Below are 22,501 nucleotides of genomic sequence, written 5' to 3' on the forward strand. Positions count from 1 at the left end.
TGATTGGTTATCATGTTGAGGGAAAAATAATATTTTTTCTGAATTTAAGCTTGTAGTTTTTTAAAAGTTTAGTATAATGGAATTAATTCCAAAAATAAGGCAGAGATGTTGAGATGAACGCCTGAAATGTAAGCCCTTGCAAATGATAGGGTTTCTTTCGGTCGGCCATCTCATTTTTGTCTTTATTAACAACAACTTTAAAGGGGGATTTTTGTGAAAAAGTTAGCGGGATTAGCAGCCAGTATTGTACTGGTATTAGGTGTTTTGGCAGGATGTGCAGGAGATTCTTCAGGATCTGGAGATGACGGAAAGAACAGTGGCCGCATTACGCTTTATTCTCCCGAAACTCCTGACATGACGAAGGAATTAAAGCAAAAGTATGAAGAATTGAATGATGAAACAGTAGATGTGCACTATGCGGGTACGAACGTTCTTGTCAATCAAATGATGGCGGAAAAAGACAACCCGAAAGCGGACGTTTGGTACGGCGGAGGCGGCATCCTTCCGTTCGAAGCGGCTGTTGATAAAGGAATCATCGGTTCTTATATCCCGGATTTTGCAGCTGATTGGGATGTCGTTGAAAACGGAATCAAAGTTAAACACGAAGACGGGAAATATGTCGGTGTAGAAATCTTTGTTCTTGGATTTGCGTACAACACTGAGCTTGTATCCGAAGAAGAAGCGCCAAAAACATGGGAAGATTTGCTTGATCCAAAATGGAAAGGAAAAATTCAGTTTTCCAACCCTGCTGCTTCTGGAACAGCTACTTTAATGGTTATGAGCCAAATGATGCAAAAGGGCGAAGATGAGGCCTGGAAATATTTTGACAAACTTGCTGAACAGGCAAACTCCACACCGGACTCCGGATCAGCTCCAACAAAAGCTGTTTCCATGGGAGAAGCGCATATCGGTGTTGGCTTTGATTTCATGGCATACGAACTAAAAGCAAAAGGCGAAAGCGTTGATTTTGTCGTACCTGATAAGACACCTATTCTCGTTAATCCTGCCTCCATCGTAGAAGGCGGACCAAATCAGGAGGGCGGCAAAAAATTCATCGATTTCTTGCTTTCAAAAGAAGGTCAGCAAGTACTGGCAAACTGGTACCATATTCCAATAAACCCTGAGGTTGAATCAAAAACACCACTTTCATTGGAGAGTGTAAAATCACACGCAGTTGATCTGGATATTGATTGGGTGAATGAGAACTACGATCGTATCCGGAATGAATGGAAAGAAAAATTTCAGTAATAAAGGATGAACACTATGGGCTCGGTAAAAATCGAAAAATTAACGAAAAAGTTCGGAGATGTCACAGCCTTGCACGACATCAATCTCGATATTCAAGAGGGCGAGTTTTTCGCCCTTCTTGGACCGTCGGGTTGTGGAAAGACGACAACGATGCGGTGTATCGCGGGTTTCGAGAGTCCGACGACTGGCGCAATCTATATAGGTGATCGCGAAATGAAAGGGATTTCAGCAAACAGGCGGAATTGTGGAATGGTGTTCCAAAGCTATGCGCTTTTCCCGCATATGGATGTGTTTGATAATGTAGCATACAGCCTGAATATTAAACAGCTTAACTCAAGCAATTTTTTCGCAAAGTTCCCAATCTACACCCGTCTCTTATCAAAGCGGCTGGGAAAGACACCGAAAAATATTGAAAACAAAGTAATGGAAATGCTTCGCTATGTTGAGCTAGAACAGTATTCGGATCGTTTGACGAGTGAGCTCTCAGGTGGACAACAGCAACGTGTAGCATTGGCGCGTGCACTTGTCATGGAGCCGGCGGTGCTCCTGATGGATGAGCCGCTTTCCAACCTTGATCAAAAGCTTCGTCACTCGATGAGAAATACAATCCGGTCAATCCAACAGGACCTGGGGATAACGACCATTTTTGTTACACATGATCAGGAGGAAGCGATGAGCATGGCTGACCGAATTGCGGTTATGGATCATGGAAAGGTGGTCCAGGTTGGAACGCCGACAGATTTATACAGTAATCCGGCCACTCCATTCATTGCTGACTTCGTTGGAACATCTAATATTCTTAAAGCCTCAGTTGAGGGGGAAGAAAACAGCTTGACCGTTGTAAAAGGAGACGGATTCGTATTGCGGTCTGCGAACAAGACGGACAAAACTGAAGTTGATGTCATCATTAGACCAGAGCATGTGAAGGTAGTAGATGCAGACAAAGCAGTGAATGGAGCAGATACGAATGTAATTCAAGGAAAGGTCCTCATGTCAACATACCTTGGTTCAATAGTTCGATATGATGTTCAAGTTGGTAGCTACCAGCTCATCGTTGATACCACGTATTCCAGCGGAACAGGGATTTTCGAAGAGGGTAAGAAGGTAAAGCTTACGGTTGAACATGAAAGGGTGCTTTTGATTTGAAAATTAAAGGAGAATTTAATGGCCTTACGGTCGTAAAAGTTCTGATCTACATATTTTTTGGCCTGTTCCTGATTCTTCCGCTTATTTCAGTTTTCCTCGTCAGCTTTACTGGACAACCGATTAGCCTGCTCGGTTCGATTACTGACCCGGCAATCTTCAGTTCAACTATGGAAAAATTCAAAGCGGCATCATTTGATAATTATAAAAAGATTTTTACGGCAAAGAGCTACTTCTCAGCTTTAAAAAATAGCTTATTGCTCTCATTTTTAGTAACAATTATTGTTACTCTTGTCTGCATTCCGCTGGCTTATGGAATTGCACGCACAAAAATGCCGTTCAAGAAAACAATATCAGCACTATGCATGGTACCGCTCATCGTACCAACCTTCATTTCTGCATATGCATTCATTATCATGCTTGGCCGTTCAGGCTGGGTTACACAGATTTACAATGCTCTTGGCGGAGAAGGGATGTTCATCAATCCATATTCCATGTCAGGCATTGTGCTTGTTCAAGTCTTCTTCTTCTTTCCATATGCACTTTGGCCGCTAGTTGCCGCATTTAAAGTGAGTGACTTGAGCTTGGAAGAGGCATCACAAAACCTTGGGGCGAAAAACTTCTTTACGTTTGTATTTATCACCTTTCCACTTGCATTGCCAGGCATCATTTCAAGCGCCCTACTCATATTTACGGTAAGTTTCTCTGATTTTGGTACGCCGATCATATTGGCACCAAAAGAAACGAATTTGCTCGTTGTTGAGGCTTACCGTGAAATGTCAGGGTTCTTCAACTGGGGTGGGGCTGCAATCCTAACTGTTGTTATGGTATTGGTTGCCGGATTTTTCTTCTGGCTGCAACATTTATTCACAAAAGGAAGGAATTATGGAACAGTGTCCGGAAAGCCAAAGCAGCAGAAACTCAGTGAAAACAGGCCTTTGAATTGGACGCTTTCAATCTATTCCCTTTTCGTTGTTCTTATTCCATTGCTGGCAATGATGTCAATAGCGATTCAATCATTCGCGACAACTTGGGGAAAAGATCCGTTGCCAAACGGGTATACACTTCAGCACTATAAAACTATCTTTTCTACGTCGATCGGGAATATTCAAAACAGTATTATTCTTGCGCTTGGCGCTTTAGTTCTGAGTGTCATTATTTCAACATTCGTATCTTATTTTGTTGTCCGTCAGAAGTCTTCTGCAATGGACTTTATCGTATCCATTCCGTTGGTCGTGCCCGGGATTGCTTTCGGTATCGCGCTTATCCAAACATTTAATACCGCCCCGCTTCAATTGACGGGAACAGCAATCCTGCTTATCATCGCGTATACCATCAGACGGCTTCCATACATGATACGGTCAACGATGGGGACAATGCGTGCCATCAAGCAGGACATCGAGGAGGCCGCCATCAACCTGGGCGCTACACAACTTACAGCTGCAATGACCATCATAGGTCCACTTATGCTTCCAGGGATAGCAGCGGGATCTGTTCTTGTATTTGTTACGGTGATTAAGGAAGCGAGTGTATCAATCCTTCTCGCTCCGGCGGAATGGGCACCTATGAGTTTAGCCATCTTTCAAAATATCCTGCGGGGTGAATATTATACAGCCGCAGCCATGTCCGTGGTTTTGGTGGTCCTTGTACTACTATTGCAAGCCCTTGCAAATCGATTGGGACAAAAGCAGATGTAACTACAGGAGTGACAGTTATGAAAGGGTTCATATTCGACCTGGATGGAACAATCTATGTCGATGATGAAATTATTGAAGGCGCAGCCGACACAATCGCCAGGTTGAAATCACGAGGTGACCGTGTAATCTTTCTGACGAACAAGTCAATAGCACGTCGGGCTGATTATGTGGAAAAATTGATTTCGCTAGGGGTAGATGTATCGTTGGATGAAGTGATCAATTCGAATTTTATTACGGCAAAATATTTAAAAGATAGCATGGGACCTAACGATACTGCATATGTCATTGGGGAGGAGCCGCTTTTTGACGAATTGGCGGAAGAGCAGATCAGAATTGCGGATAATCCCGAACAGGCTTCCTATGTTGTTCTAGGATGGGACCGAAGGTTCGATTACAATAAATTAAATACTGCTTTCCAGGCATGGAGAAACGGTGCAAAGATCATCGCAACGAACCCCGACCGGACGTGTCCCATAAAAGAGGGAGAAATTCCTGACTGTGGTGCGATGATCGGAGCAGTCGAAGGAGCAACTGGAGAAACAATAACAATGGTAACAGGAAAACCATCATCACTTATGGCAACCTATGTATTGGATAAAGTCCTTCAGCTGCCCGTTGAAAACGTATATATGGTTGGGGACCGGCTCGAGACTGATATCCGGATGGCAAATGAAACAGGGATGAATTCCGTTCTTGTCATGACAGGAATCACGAACTCATCTATGCTGAAAACCGCCATTGACCGTCCCAAATATACACTTCAAAGCGTAAAGGAAATTGATCAAATATAGAAGAAGCTATTTTGCTTAGGGCTCAAAGTTGATGCCGGATATTAAATTTCATAATTCCACATGGCAGGATTACCTGAAGAAACAGCAAGTGCACCGGCTTTTAGTGCATCGTAAACTTCCTGAATTTCTGAAACCAGCCCCCCAACAATAATTGGGTAATGAAGTTCGGATGCAAGCTGATCAATGATTTTCGGCATGATCCCCGGCATGATTTCGACTGCATCAGGATTGCATGATTTGACCATCTCAATCCCTTTATAGAGGGCACTTCGATCAAGCAGGAAAATTCGTTGAATAGTCATGAGATTCATTTCCTTGGCGAATTTGATCATGTTCCCTTTTGTCGTAATGATTCCTGTCGGCTTCCATACTTCTGCAATAAAGCTGATGGTGCTGCGGGAATTTGAAAGTCCCTCGATGAAGTCAAGATGGAGAAAGACGTATTTCCCTGATTCTCTTAGCTGGGAAATGTATCGTTCAGCAGTTAAAAGGTTGCCTGTGAGCAAGAAAACGATATTTACGTTGCTCTTTAACGCGCTATCCAAGTCTTCCTCACTTTTGACTGATGCGATAATCTGCGATTCTACCATGTCTTCGATTCTCATATTTGCTAAATCACATCCTTTTCTTCTGTATTTTTAGTTTATCACAGAAGTGCTTTGTTAAAAATATAATATAAGGTCGGAGATCGCGAGAAAAGGCCATTACAATCCCCTGTTTTCTAACAGGGAAATTGTGGTGGCTTTTATTATTGGAGGAATGACAATATGAGAACCTTTTCTTTTATAGAGCGAAAACGATTGTTGAAGCGTCTCGGTGAAAAGCACTACGATGTCATTATTATTGGAGGCGGTATAACCGGAACGGGGATTGCGCTGGATTGTGTAACGAGAGGTCTAAAAACACTTCTTGTGGAAATGCAGGACTTTGCTGCCGGAACGTCAAGCCGATCAACAAAACTTGTCCACGGCGGGCTCAGATATCTCAAGCAGTTTGAAATAAATATGGTTGCAGAGGTCGGGAAAGAGCGTGCAATTGTATATGAAAATGCTCCGCACGTAACACATCCTGAGTGGATGCTGCTTCCAATCTATAAGAAAGGTACGTTTGGAAAGCTCTCCACTTCTGCAGGACTGCGTGTGTATGATTTTTTAGCAGGTGTAAAAAAGAATGAGAAGCGCCAAATGCTGTCACGCGAAGAAACCTTGGCAAAGGAGCCGCTCTTAAAGAAGGATGGTTTGATCGGCGGCGGCTATTATGTTGAATACCGGACGGACGATGCCCGGCTGACAATAGAGGTCGCTAAAAAGGCATTCGAAAAGGGCGCTGATCTTCTGAATTATACGAAGGCAGAAGGCTTCCTCTATGAAGGCGGCAAAATTTCAGGTGTTAAGGTTCGAGACGTTTTTACAGACAAATTATATGAAGCAACGTGTCAAAAGGTTGTAAACGCGACAGGGCCTTGGGTAGAGAAAATTATTGAAAAGGACAAAAAAATAAAAGGGAAAGGTCTCATTCATACAAAGGGTGTTCATATTGTTATTGATAATGAAAGGTTCCCGCTAAAGCAGGCCGTTTATTTTGATACACCGGATGGCCGGATGGTATTTGCCATTCCAAGAGACGGCAAGACATATGTAGGAACTACGGATACTTTTTTTGAGGGAGACTTAAGCAATCCTCCCATTTTAGAGGAAGACAAAGAATATTTGATATCATGCATCCAATACATGTTTCCGGATTTAGGGATTAACATCGACGACATAGAGTCGGGATGGTCCGGAGTTCGTCCTTTAATTCAAGAAGAGGGAAAAGGGCCTTCTGAGATATCACGCAAAGATGAAATATGGGTTTCCGAATCCGGTTTGATTACCATTGCAGGAGGAAAGCTGACCGGCTACAGGAAAATGGCCGAAACGGTGACAGATATGCTGGCAAAATTACTGGATGAAGACGGAATAAAAAGTAGTCCATGCATAACAAGAAAGCTGCGGCTTTCCGGCGGAGAATTTGAGAGCCCAAAAGAATATGAACTCTTTATTGGCCGAAAAAGCAAGGAATTACAGGAAATTGGCTTATGTGAAGAGGATGCGAGAAGAATTGCGGCAGTGTATGGAACGAACGCGGATATTGTTGCATCAATGGAGAGTCTACTATTGCCGGACGTCGAACTGCCTTTGACGATTAAATTACTTGTTCACTATTCAATCATGCACGAAATGGCTATAACACCTGAAGACTTGTTCATACGCAGAACTGGAGCCAGCCTTTTTAATGTCAATTGGGTGAGAAAATGGGAAGAGCCGGTTACTCTGTATATGAAAAAGTGCATTGATATAATTACAGAATGAAGATATTTGTGTTGATATAGTATTTACTGAAAACCCATTCCAGGAACTCCCACTAACTATGATGTACAATAAAACAGGGCAGGAATCCCCCTGCCCGCATCAACATCATTCGCCTTTTGCCTGCATCGCAACAAACTTCCATTCCAGCTTGAGTGAATCCCCCTGGAATTGGTTCTGGTCTTCTCCATTGTCAACAAAGGTGAATTTTACAACAAGACGGTCACTGGCACCTTTGGGGAGCCCTTCTTTACCGATTGCCGGAATGGTGATATTTTTTGCTACGGCATCCGGTGACATATTTTTCAGGCTTGCCAGTGTAGTCTTATAGATTGGCTGATTATGCTTGTCCATATTCATCAAAAACTCCACCGCAATATGTTCCCCGAAATCCTCCGTGTTATCGCCTTTTGCATCGTTCACTGTATAATTGGTCTCTATAATGACTTTTCCAATGTCCAGTGAACCGTTGTTTTTAAGGGTGAAATTCCGAAGAAAGGAGTCTCCCGGTTTTATATTCTTTACATCAATCAATGTATTCGGATTGACAGACAAATCCAAGGTTCCGGATGCGAATGTATTATCCGTTATTTTATTATCGCTGAAATAAGCGTATGTTCCACCGCTGATTAGGGCGATACCAAGCATGATTGACAACAAGCCGGCCTTGAATTTTTTTATTAAGTCCACCATTCACACCCCCTTATATCAGATGAAGTCTACAACTTTATATAATTTGAACCAAATAAAATACGTTTGTAAACAGAGAATGTCTCTTAAAAGCAGTTATCCAGCATCTACTCTAGGGTCTGTTATTTCCCTCTGAAGAAAAGGCCTGTGAAGCGGTAACCAATCCTGGATATTTGTGCCCGTTATTGCGATAAACTACGAGCTTGGGCAGGAAAGCGTGGGATTCCAAGAGCGAATCCCTCTATAAATCATGAGTACAATATTTATTTAGGAAGCTTCATCTAAAACTTTTCCCTGACTATTGTGGTCTGCCAGAAAATCAAATATGGCTTTGCTTATAATGTCTCCTGCGAATTGAATTCTTTCAGGGCTGACATTTTCGATTGTGTCATGATAAGTGTGGTATTCGGGTTCCAATCCGCCGTCTGACGTTCCCATGTTAAAACAAGCTGCTGTTATACCCGCATTATGGAATGGAACATGGTCAGACGACCCTCTTCTGAAAAGAATCAGTTTTTCCTTATCCTTCCCTAGCTTGTCAAATGCAGCATTTGTGTAATCCCATGCAGTGTTGGCTTTCCCATCGACAGTGTTGACCGCAAGATAAGAAGCGGGTTCATATTTTGCTCCGAGCATTTCCATCTGGAAATTGATCAGGCTTCTGTCAATATCTTCCTTAGGAAGATTGTTCACATAGTAATTCGAGCCGACCAGCCCGATTTCTTCCGCACCAAAAGCTATGAATCTTAGTTCCTTGTCAGTCGGGAAGTTCTTTAAAGTTCTTGCCAGTTCAACAATTGTACTGGTCCCCGATCCATCATCATTCGCTCCCGGAGAATAAGGTACACTGTCATAATGAGACGTAATATACACAATTTCAGGGTTTACAACGTTCTTAGGTTTCTTCACAGCGATAACGTTTTGGGATGTTTGATTTGTGTGTGTATGAATAACCAGGTTCGCTTTCACTTCCCCTTTGGAAAGCTGTGCAAGGATAGATTCTCCCAACTCCTTGGTTGTTCCAACTACAGGAATCGAACTATTGTTATTCAATGTTGGACGAAGCGGGGAAAGGCTGTCCACATTATCGTAAATGACAACGCCAATCGCTCCGGCATCCGTCGCATTCTGGACCTTTTCCCAGAAGGAGTTCTCTCCCCTTTGGACCAAAGCAATTTTCCCTTTTGCATCATCCGAGAAATCGCCCGGCTGGCCAAGGCCTGCATGATAAATAGCACCTGTAACCCCTTTTTCGCCGGTGACAGCAGATCCTGTTGCAGCACCCAAAGCTATTTCCTTATTATTGGTCAGGATTCTCAATGTCCGTTCTGTACGGTTGTTAATCGCAAACTCCTGAATGGACGTATCGTATCCTAAGCTCTGGAATTGGCTCTTCAAATACTCCGCGGCTTTCTTTTCACCTTCCGTGCCGGCAACTCTCGGCCCGATCTCCACACTTAATTGATGCAAGTAATCCATCACTCTACCAGAATCAAAAATGACATCCCACTTGCTGATCAGCGCATCCGCATAATCTCTTAAAAGATTGGCGGCATTCTCGGAAACCATCCTTTTGCTTTCATAGCTGTTTAATAGGACATGAAAGCTTTCCATGTGTTTGATCGCTTTTTTGTACGATTTGCTGTTTTCATAATGCCCCACCGCCGTGACATGGGTTTTCAAAGTTCGGGCGACTGCCGGACTTGCAATGTCCCCATCTTTCTCCATCCTGTCAAGAAGCGCCTGCAAATTGACTATACTGGCTTCCAGCTGCTCCTCGGCTATAGCCGCAGTGCCAGGATTATTGTACTCTATGTTTTTGGGCGAAAACCCGACCAGCGTAGAACTGATCAATACCGCCGACATAAAAGCGCCAAACCGGCGTATTTTCATATAAAAGCCCCCTCGTATTCAGTTTTTAAAAGAAAAAATATTCCGTTAAATCGGAGCAGGATGATCACCTGCTCCGAGCTTGTCCCCTATTTTTGTTCGCCTGGCTTTTGCGTCGCATTAAACGTCCATGTCAACTCCAGAGAATCTCCCTGGAACTGGTTTTGATCTTCTCCGTCATCAAGGAAGTTAAATTTGACTATAAGGTCATGGGTTTTTCCGGCCGGAAGTCCCTTATCACCAAGTTCGGGATAAAAAACATTTTGATTGACCGCTTCCGGAGTCATATCTTTTAGTTCCGCTAGAGTAGTTTCAAAAATGACTTCATCAAAATTATCTACGTTATACAAGAACTCGACCTGAATATGCTCTGCCATATCTTCCGTATTATCTCCCTTGGGATCATTGACGGTATAATCTGTTTCCAGCAATACCTTATCAATGTCCAAAGTTCCTCCGTTTCCTAATTCAAAGTCACGGATAAATGAATCGCCAGGAGCAATATTTTCAACATTAATAATTTCCGTCGGAGATAGAGTCAAATCAAGAGTACCCGCTGCGAAGGTGTTGTTCGTTGTTTCGGCATCGCTGAAATAAGCGTATGTACCTCCGCCGATCAAAGCAGCTCCCAGCGCCACGGACATCATACCCATACCAAACTTTTTCTTCATTGACATTTTTTATTCCCCCAATAATTTATTTTTGCTATCTCAATGAGATAGGTATTGCCAATTTTTTCATTTGGCGTCTACGCCTTTCGCATCCTTGTAGGTTTCAGGCATGCGTACCGTTCGCCAAATACTGAACAACCCATAGAACACAAGCATGATTCCCGGTAAAAACAGAAGAAGCGCTCCTCCCAGCTGCGATTCGGTGATTTTAAATATATAACCGACATACGGAATGGTAATATCCGTATATTTGCCGACTATATTATTGATATGGACAGGTTCCAGATCAGGCCCATTATTATTGTCGCCTTTTGTGATATAACGTTGTCCTCCGTCTTTCACTTCGGCAATCCTATGCGTTACGAGGATTTTTTCCTCTGTAATAAAAGTGATGACATCACCTTTTTTAAATTGATCCCCATTAGCCGTCTGCTTGATCAAAATAAGGGATCCGGTTTTTATGCCAGGTTCCATCGACCCGGACAGAACAGCCTTCATTTGATAGCCGAAGATGCTGGGAGGTTCCCCTGCCATTTTGGAAGTGACGACATTGAACAAGATCACAGCCAGGATGATATACATGAAAGTGGATCCGATACTTCCCACGATTTTTTTTGTCTTTTGCCAGTTCATTGTAAAATCACTCCAGCCTTTGTTTGGATTAAGGGGCTTTTTCGCCACTTTCCTGTCCCTCGGCATTGCTGCTGTCACCGGATTGATCGGAAGCCTCATTTTGATCTTCAGGCTGGGATTCATTTGTCTCGTTTTTTTCACTTTGACCGCTAGAATCACTCTCGGCCTGCTGCTCTGCCTGGCCTGTTTCCGGCTTTTCCTCTTTTTCATTGATCGGCTTTTCAGCCTCATTTTGTTTCAATCGATGATCCTCTGGTTCATTTGTCTCGTCTGTTTCCTTTTCTACCTCATCATCCTCTGTAACGAATTCTTCAGCTTCCTCCAGTTGGCCGCTGACAGACATTTCCCCTGGAACACTTTCCTCATGGGTGTAATGTGCAGTTGTGGGAGTAGTCAGAAGAGAGGCGATACAAATCAACAAATATAATATGGCAAGCCGCTTGACTACTAGATTGCTATTCAAGTAAACTGCTGCTTTTTTTACTGTTTGAAAGCCTCTCATCGTACTGACTCCTTTCAATTAAGATGCTTTTTTCGTTTGATCCGCCTTTTCTTGGGCCATGAGGTCCGCTACAGCCTGGTTAATAATGCTTCCGATAATGCCCATTCTTTCCGGGCTGACCTTTTCAATCACGTCACCAGGTGTGTGATACCATGGCTCCAAGCGATGAACGACCGGCTCTTCCCAGATGAAAAGTGCTGCATCAATACCGGCTTCATAGAACGGAATGTGATCCGATCCGCCTGAGCGGTACATATGCATGATTTTCTGGTCGATTCCCAGCTTGCCGGCTGCCGCTTTTCCGGCCTCCCATGCAAGGTTGGAGTTGCCATCGCCGGTATTCACAGACAATTGGGTAGCCTTGTCCCAATTCGTTCCAACCATATCCAGATTGAAGTTGACTAAGCTTCTGTCAACCTCTTCTTTCGGCAGCTGGCCGACGTAATATCTGGAGCCGACCAATCCAATCTCTTCCGCGCCAAACGCGATGAATCTGATTTCTTTATTGGTTGGCATGTCCTTGAAGTTTCTCGCCAACTCCAGGATGGAGGCAGTTCCCGATCCATTGTCGTTAGCTCCCGGAGAACCGGGTACACTGTCATAATGCGCCGTAACATAAACGATTTCCGGATTTTCAATGCCTTTTGGCTTTTTAACCGCAATGACATTTTGTGATTTTTGATTTGTCAGTGTGCGTACTGTCAAATTTACTTTCGCTTCACCCGAGGAAATCATCGAAAGCAGCGCTTTTCCATCCGCCTGCGTAATTCCCATCACAGGAATTGTGCTTTTGTTGTCTCCCAAGCTCGGGTTGATAGGGGCAAGGCTTTCCGTATTGTCATAAATGATGACGCCGGCTGCTCCCGCCTTTGTCGCATTATCCACCTTTTCCCAGAATGAGATCTCCCCTCTTTGTATGAGAGCGATCTTCCCTTCCGCTTCACCTGTAAAATTCTCCGGTTTGCCCAATTCTGCATGGAAGACATCACCAGTCACACCCGTTTCATCCGTCTGGGCGGAACCGGCTGACACCGCCGAATGAAGCTTTTTGTTGTTATCAGAGACAATTTTCAGTTCACCGCTGACCCTGTCCCTAATACTGAATTCCTGAGCAGAAACGTCATAACCGAGTCTTTCGAACTCATTTTGAATATATTGGGCAGCCTGCCTTTCTTCATCCGTACCTGTAACCCTTGGACCGATATCAACACTTAAGTGTTTTAGATGCTGCATCGCCTTTTCAGGATTAAAACTCGTATCCCATTTTTCTATCAAATCGTCCGCGTAGCCTTTTAGAATACGTGCAGCTTTCCCGGAAATAAGCTTGCCCTTTTCCTGCTGATCTATCAAGGTCTTGAAGCTGCCCATATGCTTGATGACTTTTTCCGCTTCCTTTTTCTGCTCGTAGAGTTCTACAGCAGTCAAGTGGGTTTTTAATGCACGTGCCGCAACAGCGCCATTAAATTCATCTTCAGATTCGAAGCGCTCAACAAGCTTCTTCATTGCTTTGGCGCTTATATTTCCTTCCAAGTAATCGATGACAATTTTAGCTTCGTTGTAGTTGTTTTTGTCTCCGTCAGGATTGTATCCGTTTTCAATATTGCCTGCCGCATCCACTGAGAACCATTTGAGGGTTGTCGTTTCATCAATCTTTATTGTTTCTGCAGCTTCCCTTGTACCCCCAACTCCAATCACTTTGGATTTAAGCGTTGGTCTTGAACCGTCCAGCGTATAATAGACTGTCGCCGGTTCACTCGTCTCAAATTTGATTTCTACAGGATTATTGTACGTTCCCGCTCCAGGAACAATTTTTGATTCGGGATTGACATCGTCGTTGGCATTTTCATAAGCCACTTCAAACATCCCGATCAAACCATTGGCGAATTCCATCGCTTCAGCGTGCCCTTCACTGAATGCCGGCTGGAAACCAACGGCTGTCCAACGCTTCGTTCTGGCATCCCATAGATCTGCACCAACTTCAAAGTTCCATGCATAAATGCCGTGCTCGTACCAAAGCGTATCCGCAGAGTTACCTCCTGCTGAATATAAAACATCAGGAATCGGCCCGGTCCTGCTTGGCAAGATAACCGTTCCGCGATGCTCTTTGATCTTTTTTAAAATATGCTCGGACGCCTGCCAATAATAAGCTTCCTCTCCAGCTGTCGGACGAGGCAGCGTTACCCGGTTTGCATCATATGCGCCAGGTGACCACATGAAATATCCGCCATATGCGTGAATATTCATAGCAAATTTGATGTTCGGATTTTGTTCCGCAAGCCAATTCAAATTCCGTGCTTCCGGTTCCGAGAATGGTTCCGGTCCGGCAAAAGTATCGGATGTACAGCTTTTCGAACCGCCGATCCAGCCGTCCCATACAGATCCTATTTTATAGTTCCTGTTTAAATCGACTCCCCATGAATTGCGGTAAGCCGGGTCGGAGGCTTCCGGTCCGCAATGGTTTGTCAAATTTCTGCGCTGCATATTGTAATCGTAGAATGAATAGTGACCGCCATCAGGGTTCATGCTGGGAACAATGAAAATATCCAGATTATCTACTAGCTTTCTTGTTTTTTCGTCTGTGTGATAGTTCCTGAGCAGACGCTCCGCCGTTTCAACAGCCACGAGCGGTGTTACCCATTCACGCGCGTGTTCCTGGGAATAACCTAAGACACCTGGTTTAGAGCCGTCCCGCACCTTGCCGATACGAATAGCTTTTATTTCAAATGGATCTCTCGAAACTTCTTTTGGAGCCCTTAAATTATCGGTCAGCTTAATATTGCTTTGCGGCTGAACAATGCCGGTTCCGTTGGAATTTCTATACCTTGTCGCAGTTACCAAATCGCCGGCTTTTTCGTTAATGGCCTTGATCACTGCATCCGATGTACTGTTATTTCCCAGATTCACAGTCAAATGGCTGCCCTCGACCATAACCTCCAAAGCGGCATTTACACTTTTTGAGGGTCTGATGTCAACCGTAATATCGTTTCCTCCTTCATGTCCCCATGCCTTTGATGTAAGGACAAAAGCGGAGTTCGCCACACTTCCGACTGTGGCCTGGGCTTTTCTTCTATATCCATTTGTTTTTTCAGGAAGAGCGACAATTTCCGCCAGCTCCGGAAAATCTTCGGCAAGCTGCTCGATTCGCTCTGTTACTTCAGTAGGTGTCATGTATTTGTCAACGAAGTCGCTGAAATACTCATCATCCGCCGGGGTGCCGTCGCCGATCCATTCTTTTAAACCTGTCTCGGCCTTCCCGCCCTGATTGGTAGTAATGACTACATTTTCCGGAACAGAATCAATATCGGTTAATACGTAATGATATAAATATTCTCCGGCATCAATTTTCCGGGTCATTGTGGCTGTCTGTTTATTTCCCTTGCCATCTGTCCATTCTGCCGTCATGCCAACGTCCGGGCCTGCACTTGACTTCACTTCAAGATACAGAAACAGTCCTGATTGATTTTTGAAGTAATCTGCCCGGAACACCTTAATCTTGTCTTCCTGCTGTGCCGGTTGGCGTTTCTGTTTTTCTGTTTGTTCCTGCTGCCTTAATAGCTTTTCGCCTTCTTCAGCAGTTTGGATGACTGTCACTTTATACCCTTTTAGTTTGAGCACCTCAATATCAGCCTCTGTTAAAACAGCCTGCACTTCGAGCTGCCCGTTCCGGTCACTGACATAGCCTGTCAAATCGTAACCTTTGACAACTAGATCCTCCACTGCTTTCCGATCCGGTACGACAATTTCCACAAGCGCCGCTTTCCGTTCAAACTCCACCTTGGTTGCATCCTCTTTCGGTGCTGCTTCAACGGGGTTTACAAAAAAAGAGGATACAGTCAAAGCAACGATGCTTGTCCCCGTCAAGAAATGTGACACAAATCGTCTGTAAGACACTTAATTCCCCCCCTTGTATAAAATTTTTGATTTTCTTCGTTGATTATATCAGTATTTTTAGAAGATTGTTATAGTTTGGAATAAAATGATTATATAGCATTATAAAGATAACATTTTTTGCAATGACTGCTAGTATATTAGTAATATCGTTCATGTGACCTACTTATTAAAAACTAGTTCTTTATTCCCGTTCGAGAGTTTTTCAGGGTAAAACCCCTGCACTGAAGTTGCAGCCCAGGGGTATAATCATCTCTAGCCGGCTTTGCCACCAACCGCCTGATTCTTCTGTTTTTCCATTAAAACTTTCAAATAATCACTGTTGGCTTTCAGCATTTGATATGTTCCATCGGTCATCAAATTAGTCTTTTTCTGCTGGTCTATCAATTTATTAAATCCGTCCAGATGTTTAATGACCTTATCATATTGTCCCGTCTCCTCATAATGCTTCAGGGATGTGGCATGTACCTTCAATGTTTGGGCAGCACCCTTGTTTGCAAACTTTCCAATTTCTTCGTAACGTTCAACAAGCGCTTTAATGTGGTCTGCAGACACTTTCACCGGAATTTCCGGACGTGGAGGATTAATCGGAATAACTCCTTGATAATCAGTATTGAAGCCGCTGATAGGCCGGATCGGAACTTCGTTCCAACGTTCAGGGTCAGCTTTATACAATTCTCCGGACGCAAGCCCGGATAAAAATGCGTGAGTAGCGATAATATTTTGCTGAATCAAAGGCTCCCGCTCTCCATCAAGGAATTGGCCAGATGTTTCAAGAAAGACAGCAGGGTTGCTGTGCCCTTCTTCATTGAGACCTTCATAGTTGATTCCCATCATCATTCCCGATGAAACACCGCCGCGGATATCAATGACATTGGTTCCGGTGATATATTGGTCAACGGTAAACTCTTTATATGGCTTCAGCGCATCGAATACAGTAACCATTGCTTGACGTGTCAAATCCTCATACTCCCCGCCTTTGAGGTTAGGAAGAGTTGGTCCTCCGGGATTTAAAGAGATTCCCAGTGACAGTGTCACAGGAATATTTGTCCCATAGAAGTTTTTATTCCCCTGATGGTGGATGTCCATCATAAATTCAGGCTTGATCTGCGTCCATAATTTGTAGTATCCGACTGATTCGATTGCGTCAAAGCCACCGTCGACCCAGTCCCTGTTCAAATCGACCGTAATTGTTTGTCCCCTATCATTCAGCTTGGGTTCTCCAGTCTCATGGTCATACAGGATCGTTCCCCGCTGATTTCTATTGGCACCGTCAACATTATACATTGGGATAAAATACACAGTTAACTCTTCTAGAATTTCCTTGTAAGAAACGTCTTTTTCGTTTATCAGGTTTTCAATCAAACGCAGTGTTGCATTTGTACCATAAGGCTCGTTCCCATGGATTCGTCCTTGAACCCAAATATTTCTGTCCCCATTTCCAATTTTTGCAACATAAAGGTCTTTGCCTGTTTCACTTCTTCCTTCTTCAATCCCTATTTCCCTCAGCGTAAATACATCCAGTTTGCCATCACTTTGTTCTTCCAACTGCCCAAGAATGTCGACCATTTCATCGTATAGAATGATTTCAGAGCCAACAATGCTCTCCGACTCCGCTCCGGCTATCCCGCTGGAAGAAAAAACAAGGAACAGAGCTGCAGCCACCAAAAACAAGCGTCTCTTTAACATCTTTCTCACTCCTCTCAAATTGTTTCCTCTTTGTCATTTAGTTGATTAATAGAGTTATGTAGAGGTTAATCGTCCAGTGTCCATTACAGCATCAACAACTTCAATTCATGACTACAGTCTGCTAATCACCTCCTTCACATAACTATACGTAACTAATAAAGTTAAACCGTGTATTAAATGTTATATTCAAAACAAAAAAGTGGTTTCTTTTGGGAGGGCTTGACGAATATCCTAATGTCGAAAAGGTTGAAGCATTTTCCATTTGTTCCGATTTAAGAAGAAAGATGGCGTTTATGATTGGAGATAAGCAAACATTGTCTAATGGAATCTTATCAGATTTATCTAAATATTAGAATAAAAACTCTTTAAAACAGTTCCAAAGAAACAGGCATATTATTGTTTTTTAGTACTAAGTTACTTTGTGCAAGTTTGGACTTCGATAAAAAAGAAACCGGAAGCCCCCTGCCAAAAGGCATATATAATCTGCTTGCCGGCGTTAACTAAAAATCAGGGGAACAGGTCCCCTGATTTTAGGCTTTGATTGTTCCTGCAAGGGAATCTCACAAAGAACTGCCCGGTTGTCCGAATATTAAGATGCTTTTTTCGACTGTACGCCCTGTTTTTGGGTAACAAGCTCGGATACAGCTGAATGAATAATATTGCCCACCGTTTGAATTCTTTCAGGGCTGACGTTTTCAATCTTGTCGTTCGGCGTGTGGTACCAAGGCTCCAAACCTGCTGTTCCGGGCTCCATCCAGATAAATAACGCTGCATCGATGCCGGCTTCATGGAAAGGCACATGGTCCGATCTGCTGAATTGGTAAAGGTTTAACACATTGTCGTCTATGTTTAACCTGTCTGAAGCCGCTTTTACTGATTCCCATACAAGATTGGATTTCCCATCAACCGTGTTGACATATAGTTGGGAAGCAGGCTCATATTTTGTCCCGACCATGTCCAAGTTGAAATTGGCAATGCTTCTGTCAATTTCTTCTTTAGGCAGTTGGCTGACATAATATCTGGATCCGACTAACCCGATTTCCTCCGCGCCAAAAGTGACGAACCTGATTTCTTTATTATTCGGTATATTTTGCATGGCTCTGGCCAATTCAAGAATGGTGGCTGTTCCGGATCCATTGTCGTTAGCCCCAGGAGAACCGGGTACACTGTCCAGGTGAGAAGTAACATACACAATTTCAGGATTTGATATGCCCTTCGGTTTTTTCACTGCGACGACATTTTGTGACTTTTGATTAGTAAAAGTACGCACCATTAAATTGACTTTTACCTCACCTGAGGAAGCTTTTGATAGCAGGTCCTTCCCATCTGCTTGGGTAATGCCGACTACAGGGATGGTACTCCTATTATTTCCCAGGCTCGGATTAATTGGGGAGGCGCTGTCCGTATTGTCATAGATGATCACACCTGCAGCTCCCGCTTCGATTGCATTTTCAACCTTTTCCCAGAAACTGAGTTCTCCTCTCTGAATTAGCGCAATCTTTCCTTCTGCACCTGAAAGATCCTCCTTCTTACCCAATCCTGCATCGAATACATTCCCTGTGAGTCCGTTCTCATCTGTTTGAGACGAGCCGCTTGAAATCGCCATGTTCAGCTTTTTGTTATTATCGGAAACAACCTTCAATTCTCCGCCAAACCGATCCGGAATATCAAACTCCTGTGTAGAGACTTCGTATCCCAGACTCTCAAACTCTTTTTTAATGTATTGAACAGCTTGTCTTTCTTCGGCAGTGCCTGTCACTCTCGGTCCAATATCCACACTCAAATGCTGTATGTGTTTCATCGCTTTTTCAGAGCTGAATTGTGTATCCCATTTCTCAATCAGTTGATCTGAATAGGATTTGAGAATGCGGACCACTTTCCCGGAAACCAGCTTGTTCTTCTCCTGCTGTTCCAGCAGTAAGTTGAAGCTCTTCATGTGCTTGGCCACTTTTTCGGCATCGTTTTGCTTCTCGTATAATGCAACTGCCGTCAAGTGAGTTTTCAACGCCCGGGCAGCCACTTCACTGGCGAATTCGCCCTCTTTCTCAAAACGTTCAACGAGTGATTTCATGCCATTGGCTGTAACGCCGTCAGGCAAATAGTCAATAACAAACTTCGCTTCGTTGTAATTGTTCTCTTTTCCATCCGGGTTGTAACCGTTTTCGATATTGCCTGCGGCATCTACGGAGAACCATTTGATTGTTGTCGTTTCGTCAATCGTTAATGCTTCGGCTCCATCCCTTGTACCTGCGACCCCAATGACTTTGGATTTTAATGTGGGTCTTGACCCGTCAAGCGTGTAATAGACGGTGGCAGGCTCACTGGTCTCGAACTTGACTTCAACAGGTTCGTTGTATGTCCCCGCTTCAATGTTTAGATTTGATTCAGGATTCACATCATCATCGGCATTTTCGAGTGCCACTTCGAACATACCGATTAATCCATTGGCGAATTCCATTGCTTCAGCGTGTCCCTCTTCAAACTCAGGTTGGAAACCGACACTTACCCAGCGCTTCGCAGCCGCATCCCATAAAGGCGCTCCTACTTCAAAGTTCCACGCATAAATGCCATATTCATACCAGAGCGTATCAGCGGAATTTCCTCCGGCAGAATACAATACATCCGGGATCGGTCCAGTCCTTCCGGGCATGATGACCGTTCCGCGATGTTCTTTGATTTTTTTCAAAATATGCTCCGACGCCTGCCAGTAATAGGCTTCCTCTCCTGCAGTCGGACGCGGAAGTGTCACGCGGTTGGCGTCATATGCACCAGGTGACCACATGAAGTAACCGCCGTTTGAGTGGATATTCATCGCAAACTTAATATTCGGGTTCTCTTCAGCCAGCCAAATCAAATTCCGGCTTTCCGGCTCTGAGAATGGTTCCGGACCGGCATACGTTCCTGATAGACAGTCTTTTGATCCGCCAATCCAACCGTCCCACACAGTGCCGATTTTATAGTTCCGGTTCAAGTCGACTCCCCACGAGTTCCGGTAGTCGGGATCAGATGTCTCCGGCCCACAATGGTTAACCAAGTTTTTCCTCTGCATATTGTAGTCGTAGAAAGTGTAATGTCCCCCATCCGGATTTACGCTCGGTACAATGAAAATATCCAGATTGTCTACAAGTTTCTTCGTATTTTCATCCGTATGGTAGTTTCTTAGCAAACGCTCGGCAGTTTCGACTGAAACAAGCGGAGTGACCCACTCGCGGGCGTGTTCCTGCGAATACCCAAGTACCCCCGGCTTGGAGCCGTCACGGACTTTACCGATCCGAATCGCTTTGACTGTCCACGGATCCCTGGAAATCTCTTCCGGGGCACTCAAATGATCGGAAAGAGAGATGCCGGATTGAGGTTGTACAATCCCCTTTCCATCCGAATTTCTATACTTGGCCGCACTCACCAAATCACCTGCTGCCTTATTGATGGCCTCTATCACTTCAGCTGATGTACTATTTGGTTTGGATGAACCATCCGTTCCCAAATTTACTGTGATCTTTTTGCCATCTACCGCCACCTTCAATTCAGCATTCGCCTTATCGGTTGATTTCACATCAACCTTTATATCATTTCCTCCCTCATGCCCCCAAGCTTTTGAGGTGAGAGTGAAAGCAGCATTTGCTTCGCTTCCAATAGTTGCCTGTGCATGACGCCGGTAACCATTTGTTTTATAAGGCATCTCGACAATTTCCGCCAAATCGGGAAACTCTTCAGCTAACTGCTCAATCCGCTCCGTGACTTCTGTAGGGTTCATATAACGGTCGACAAAGTCGCTGAAATAGTCATCATCGGAAGGTGTACCGTCACCAATCCATTCTTTTAGCTTGGTTTCGATCTTTCCTCCCTCTTTTGTAGTGATGATGACATTCTCCGGAATCGCATCGATATCAGTTAAGATGTAATGATAGAGGTATTCTCCGGCATCGACTTTTCTTGTCATGGAACCCGTTTGTTTTTCCCCTTTGCCATTTGTCCATTCAACTGTCATCGTGGCGTTTGGGCCGGCACTAGATTTTACCTCAAGGTATAAAAATGTCCCTGACTGGTTTTTAAAATAATCCGCCCGGAAAACCTTCAGCTTGTCTTCCTGCTGAACGCTCTGCATCTTCCTTTCTTGTTTTCTTAAATTCTTGTTCGCCTCCTGTGCAGTCTGAATTGTTTTCACTTTCAACCCTTGAAGCTTTAACATTTCAATGTCCGCTTCGCTCACAACCAACTGCACTTCGATGTCACCGTTCCGGTCATTCAATCCTGCAATATCAATCCCTTTCGCGACAAGATCATCCAGCACTTTCCGATCCGGCAAAACAGTTTCGACGAGTGACATCTCTCGTTTAAACTCGACTTCCTTTTCGGGCTCCTTGGATACCGCGAAAGTTGGCTGCCCCCCGAAAGAAGTCATCGTCAAGGCCATAATACTGGATACAGCAAGCATTCGTGACGTGAACTTTTTTATCCTCATTTAAACCTCCCCTTAGAATTTGTCTAACTAAAGGAGATTATATCATTTTATTCAGAAAATTTTATCGATTCTGATAAAAATAGTGCCTAAGAAACATATTTATCAGTCATTTTGCCTTTTTCACAAGGATAAAAGAATGATAGCTCAATTGGTGGGATAGGTGAAAAAACACATATCGCTGTAGGTAAATCGTCCAACACTGCATATTCTGCAATAAATGTCTCCAATGCTCATTAATCGTTGAAAGATGATCATATAAAAGCGGATATAAGCCAGGTTCAAAGAAGAATAATCCAAAAAGCGGAAGATTTAATCCTCAATCAGGAAAATATGATCCGGGTTGAACCAAATATGAGCCAACTCATACAGCGACGCAAATCATGATGTTTCCCAGGCCGTAAAAAGGTTAAGATAGAGGAAGGCTTACGATCAGGAGGAATGGTTGTGAATCCCATCGTATTATTTGACGGCGTTTGTAATTTCTGTGATGCCAGCGTCCGGTTCATCATAAAAAATGACCCGAAAGGCAAATATCGCTTTGCCTCACTCCAAAGCGATATCGGGCAAAAATTGCTGAAAGAGCGTAACGTGCCTCCCGATGTTGACAGCATGATATTGATTGAGGGGGATAAAGCCTATTATAAATCGACAGCAGTTCTCAGAATCGCCAGGCATTTGAAAGGGCCATGGAAATTAGCCGTCATTCTAATAATACTTCCCGTTCCCTTTCGAAACTTTGCTTACGATGTTATAGCCAAGAACCGCTACAAATGGTTTGGCGTAAGAGAAAGCTGTATGCTCCCGCCTCCAAGTGTACGGAAGAGATTTTTATCATAACTGCACGTCTTG

General features: G+C 43.9%; 15 protein-coding genes. 6 read left to right on the plus strand and 9 right to left on the minus strand.

The genetic code is table 11. The features are described from left to right. Positions 1–213 precede the first annotated feature (213 nt). From FS666_RS07060 to FS666_RS07075, 4 genes are read left to right on the plus strand one after another with little or no spacing between them, the layout of a single operon-like run. Positions 214–1,248: an ABC transporter substrate-binding protein gene (locus FS666_RS07060; RefSeq protein ID WP_144460842.1), complete on the plus strand. Its 1,035-nt coding sequence runs from the start codon at positions 214–216 to the stop codon at positions 1,246–1,248. A gap of 15 nt (positions 1,249–1,263) precedes the next feature. Beyond that, positions 1,264–2,394 (plus strand): ABC transporter ATP-binding protein, encoded by a 1,131-nt coding sequence (locus tag FS666_RS07065; protein ID WP_144460841.1) that lies wholly within the window; start codon positions 1,264–1,266, stop codon positions 2,392–2,394. Further along, a complete protein-coding gene (locus FS666_RS07070; RefSeq protein ID WP_144460840.1) occupies positions 2,391–4,088 on the plus strand; it encodes an ABC transporter permease in 1,698 nt (565 codons plus the stop codon). The genes FS666_RS07065 and FS666_RS07070 overlap by 4 nt, the downstream gene beginning before the upstream one ends. A 17-nt stretch (positions 4,089–4,105) precedes the next feature. Beyond that, entirely contained in the window at positions 4,106–4,879 is a 774-nt protein-coding gene (locus FS666_RS07075; RefSeq protein ID WP_120072097.1) for an HAD-IIA family hydrolase, read from the plus strand. Between the two features lie 41 nt (positions 4,880–4,920). On the opposite strand, the gene FS666_RS07080 is transcribed toward FS666_RS07075, so the two are convergent. Continuing rightward, positions 4,921–5,484 (minus strand): glycerol-3-phosphate responsive antiterminator, encoded by a 564-nt coding sequence (locus tag FS666_RS07080; RefSeq protein ID WP_120072095.1) that lies wholly within the window; start codon positions 5,482–5,484, stop codon positions 4,921–4,923. A 162-nt stretch (positions 5,485–5,646) separates the two neighbouring features. Here FS666_RS07080 and FS666_RS07085 point away from each other — a divergent pair, with 162 nt between their 5' ends. Continuing rightward, positions 5,647–7,230 carry a glycerol-3-phosphate dehydrogenase/oxidase gene (locus tag FS666_RS07085; RefSeq protein WP_144460839.1) on the plus strand — a complete coding sequence of 528 codons (1,584 nt, stop codon included), beginning with the start codon at positions 5,647–5,649 and terminating at the stop codon, positions 7,228–7,230. Between the two features lie 105 nt (positions 7,231–7,335). Here the strand turns inward: FS666_RS07085 and FS666_RS07090 are convergent, their stop codons facing one another. The 8 genes from FS666_RS07090 to FS666_RS20460 all read right to left on the minus strand — a co-directional run bounded on the left by FS666_RS07090 (position 7,336) and on the right by FS666_RS20460 (position 21,652). Next, a complete protein-coding gene (locus tag FS666_RS07090) occupies positions 7,336–7,917 on the minus strand; it encodes a TasA family protein (RefSeq protein WP_390614911.1) in 582 nt (193 codons plus the stop codon). 267 nt (positions 7,918–8,184) lie between these two features. After that, positions 8,185–9,810, minus strand: coding sequence for a M28 family peptidase (locus tag FS666_RS20450; protein WP_120072089.1), 1,626 nt, complete (start codon positions 9,808–9,810; stop codon positions 8,185–8,187). 86 nt (positions 9,811–9,896) lie between these two features. Then, positions 9,897–10,484: a CalY family protein gene (locus FS666_RS07100; RefSeq protein WP_120072087.1), complete on the minus strand. Its 588-nt coding sequence runs from the start codon at positions 10,482–10,484 to the stop codon at positions 9,897–9,899. A 60-nt stretch (positions 10,485–10,544) separates the two neighbouring features. Beyond that, positions 10,545–11,111: a signal peptidase I SipW gene (gene sipW, locus FS666_RS07105; protein WP_120072085.1), complete on the minus strand. Its 567-nt coding sequence runs from the start codon at positions 11,109–11,111 to the stop codon at positions 10,545–10,547. Positions 11,112–11,139: 28 nt separating this feature from the next. Next, on the minus strand, positions 11,140–11,613 hold the full coding sequence (locus tag FS666_RS07110; protein WP_144460837.1) for a hypothetical protein: 474 nt from the start codon (positions 11,611–11,613) through the stop codon (positions 11,140–11,142). Between the two features lie 18 nt (positions 11,614–11,631). Next, entirely contained in the window at positions 11,632–15,504 is a 3,873-nt protein-coding gene (locus FS666_RS20455; RefSeq protein ID WP_144460836.1) for a M20/M25/M40 family metallo-hydrolase, read from the minus strand. 252 nt (positions 15,505–15,756) lie between these two features. Beyond that, entirely contained in the window at positions 15,757–17,190 is a 1,434-nt protein-coding gene (locus FS666_RS07120) for a M14 family zinc carboxypeptidase (protein WP_144460835.1), read from the minus strand. A 589-nt stretch (positions 17,191–17,779) separates the two neighbouring features. Next, on the minus strand, positions 17,780–21,652 hold the full coding sequence (locus tag FS666_RS20460; RefSeq protein WP_144460834.1) for a M28 family peptidase: 3,873 nt from the start codon (positions 21,650–21,652) through the stop codon (positions 17,780–17,782). Positions 21,653–22,096: 444 nt separating this feature from the next. On the opposite strand from FS666_RS20460, the gene FS666_RS07130 reads away from it, so the two are divergent. Further along, the gene (locus FS666_RS07130) at positions 22,097–22,489 is read left to right on the plus strand and encodes a thiol-disulfide oxidoreductase DCC family protein (protein WP_144460833.1); all 393 of its coding nucleotides are present in this window, start codon (positions 22,097–22,099) and stop codon (positions 22,487–22,489) included. Positions 22,490–22,501 lie beyond the last annotated feature (12 nt).

Source organism: Siminovitchia fortis (genome assembly GCF_007681465.1).
Classification (GTDB): domain Bacteria; phylum Bacillota; class Bacilli; order Bacillales; family Bacillaceae_C; genus Siminovitchia; species Siminovitchia fortis.

Excerpts from the sequence above, each read along its gene's own strand:
- FS666_RS07110 (WP_144460837.1), bottom strand. The coding sequence starts at position 11,613 with ATGAGAGGCTTTCAAACAGTAAAAAAAGCAGCAGTTTACTTGAATAGC.
- FS666_RS20460 (WP_144460834.1), bottom strand. The coding sequence starts at position 21,652 with ATGAGGATAAAAAAGTTCACGTCACGAATGCTTGCTGTATCCAGTATT.
- FS666_RS07075 (WP_120072097.1), top strand. The coding sequence starts at position 4,106 with ATGAAAGGGTTCATATTCGACCTGGATGGAACAATCTATGTCGATGAT.
- FS666_RS07120 (WP_144460835.1), bottom strand. The coding sequence starts at position 17,190 with ATGTTAAAGAGACGCTTGTTTTTGGTGGCTGCAGCTCTGTTCCTTGTT.
- sipW (WP_120072085.1), bottom strand. The coding sequence starts at position 11,111 with ATGAACTGGCAAAAGACAAAAAAAATCGTGGGAAGTATCGGATCCACT.
- FS666_RS07085 (WP_144460839.1), top strand. The coding sequence starts at position 5,647 with ATGAGAACCTTTTCTTTTATAGAGCGAAAACGATTGTTGAAGCGTCTC.
- FS666_RS07100 (WP_120072087.1), bottom strand. The coding sequence starts at position 10,484 with ATGTCAATGAAGAAAAAGTTTGGTATGGGTATGATGTCCGTGGCGCTG.
- FS666_RS07065 (WP_144460841.1), top strand. The coding sequence starts at position 1,264 with ATGGGCTCGGTAAAAATCGAAAAATTAACGAAAAAGTTCGGAGATGTC.
- FS666_RS07080 (WP_120072095.1), bottom strand. The coding sequence starts at position 5,484 with ATGAGAATCGAAGACATGGTAGAATCGCAGATTATCGCATCAGTCAAA.
- FS666_RS20450 (WP_120072089.1), bottom strand. The coding sequence starts at position 9,810 with ATGAAAATACGCCGGTTTGGCGCTTTTATGTCGGCGGTATTGATCAGT.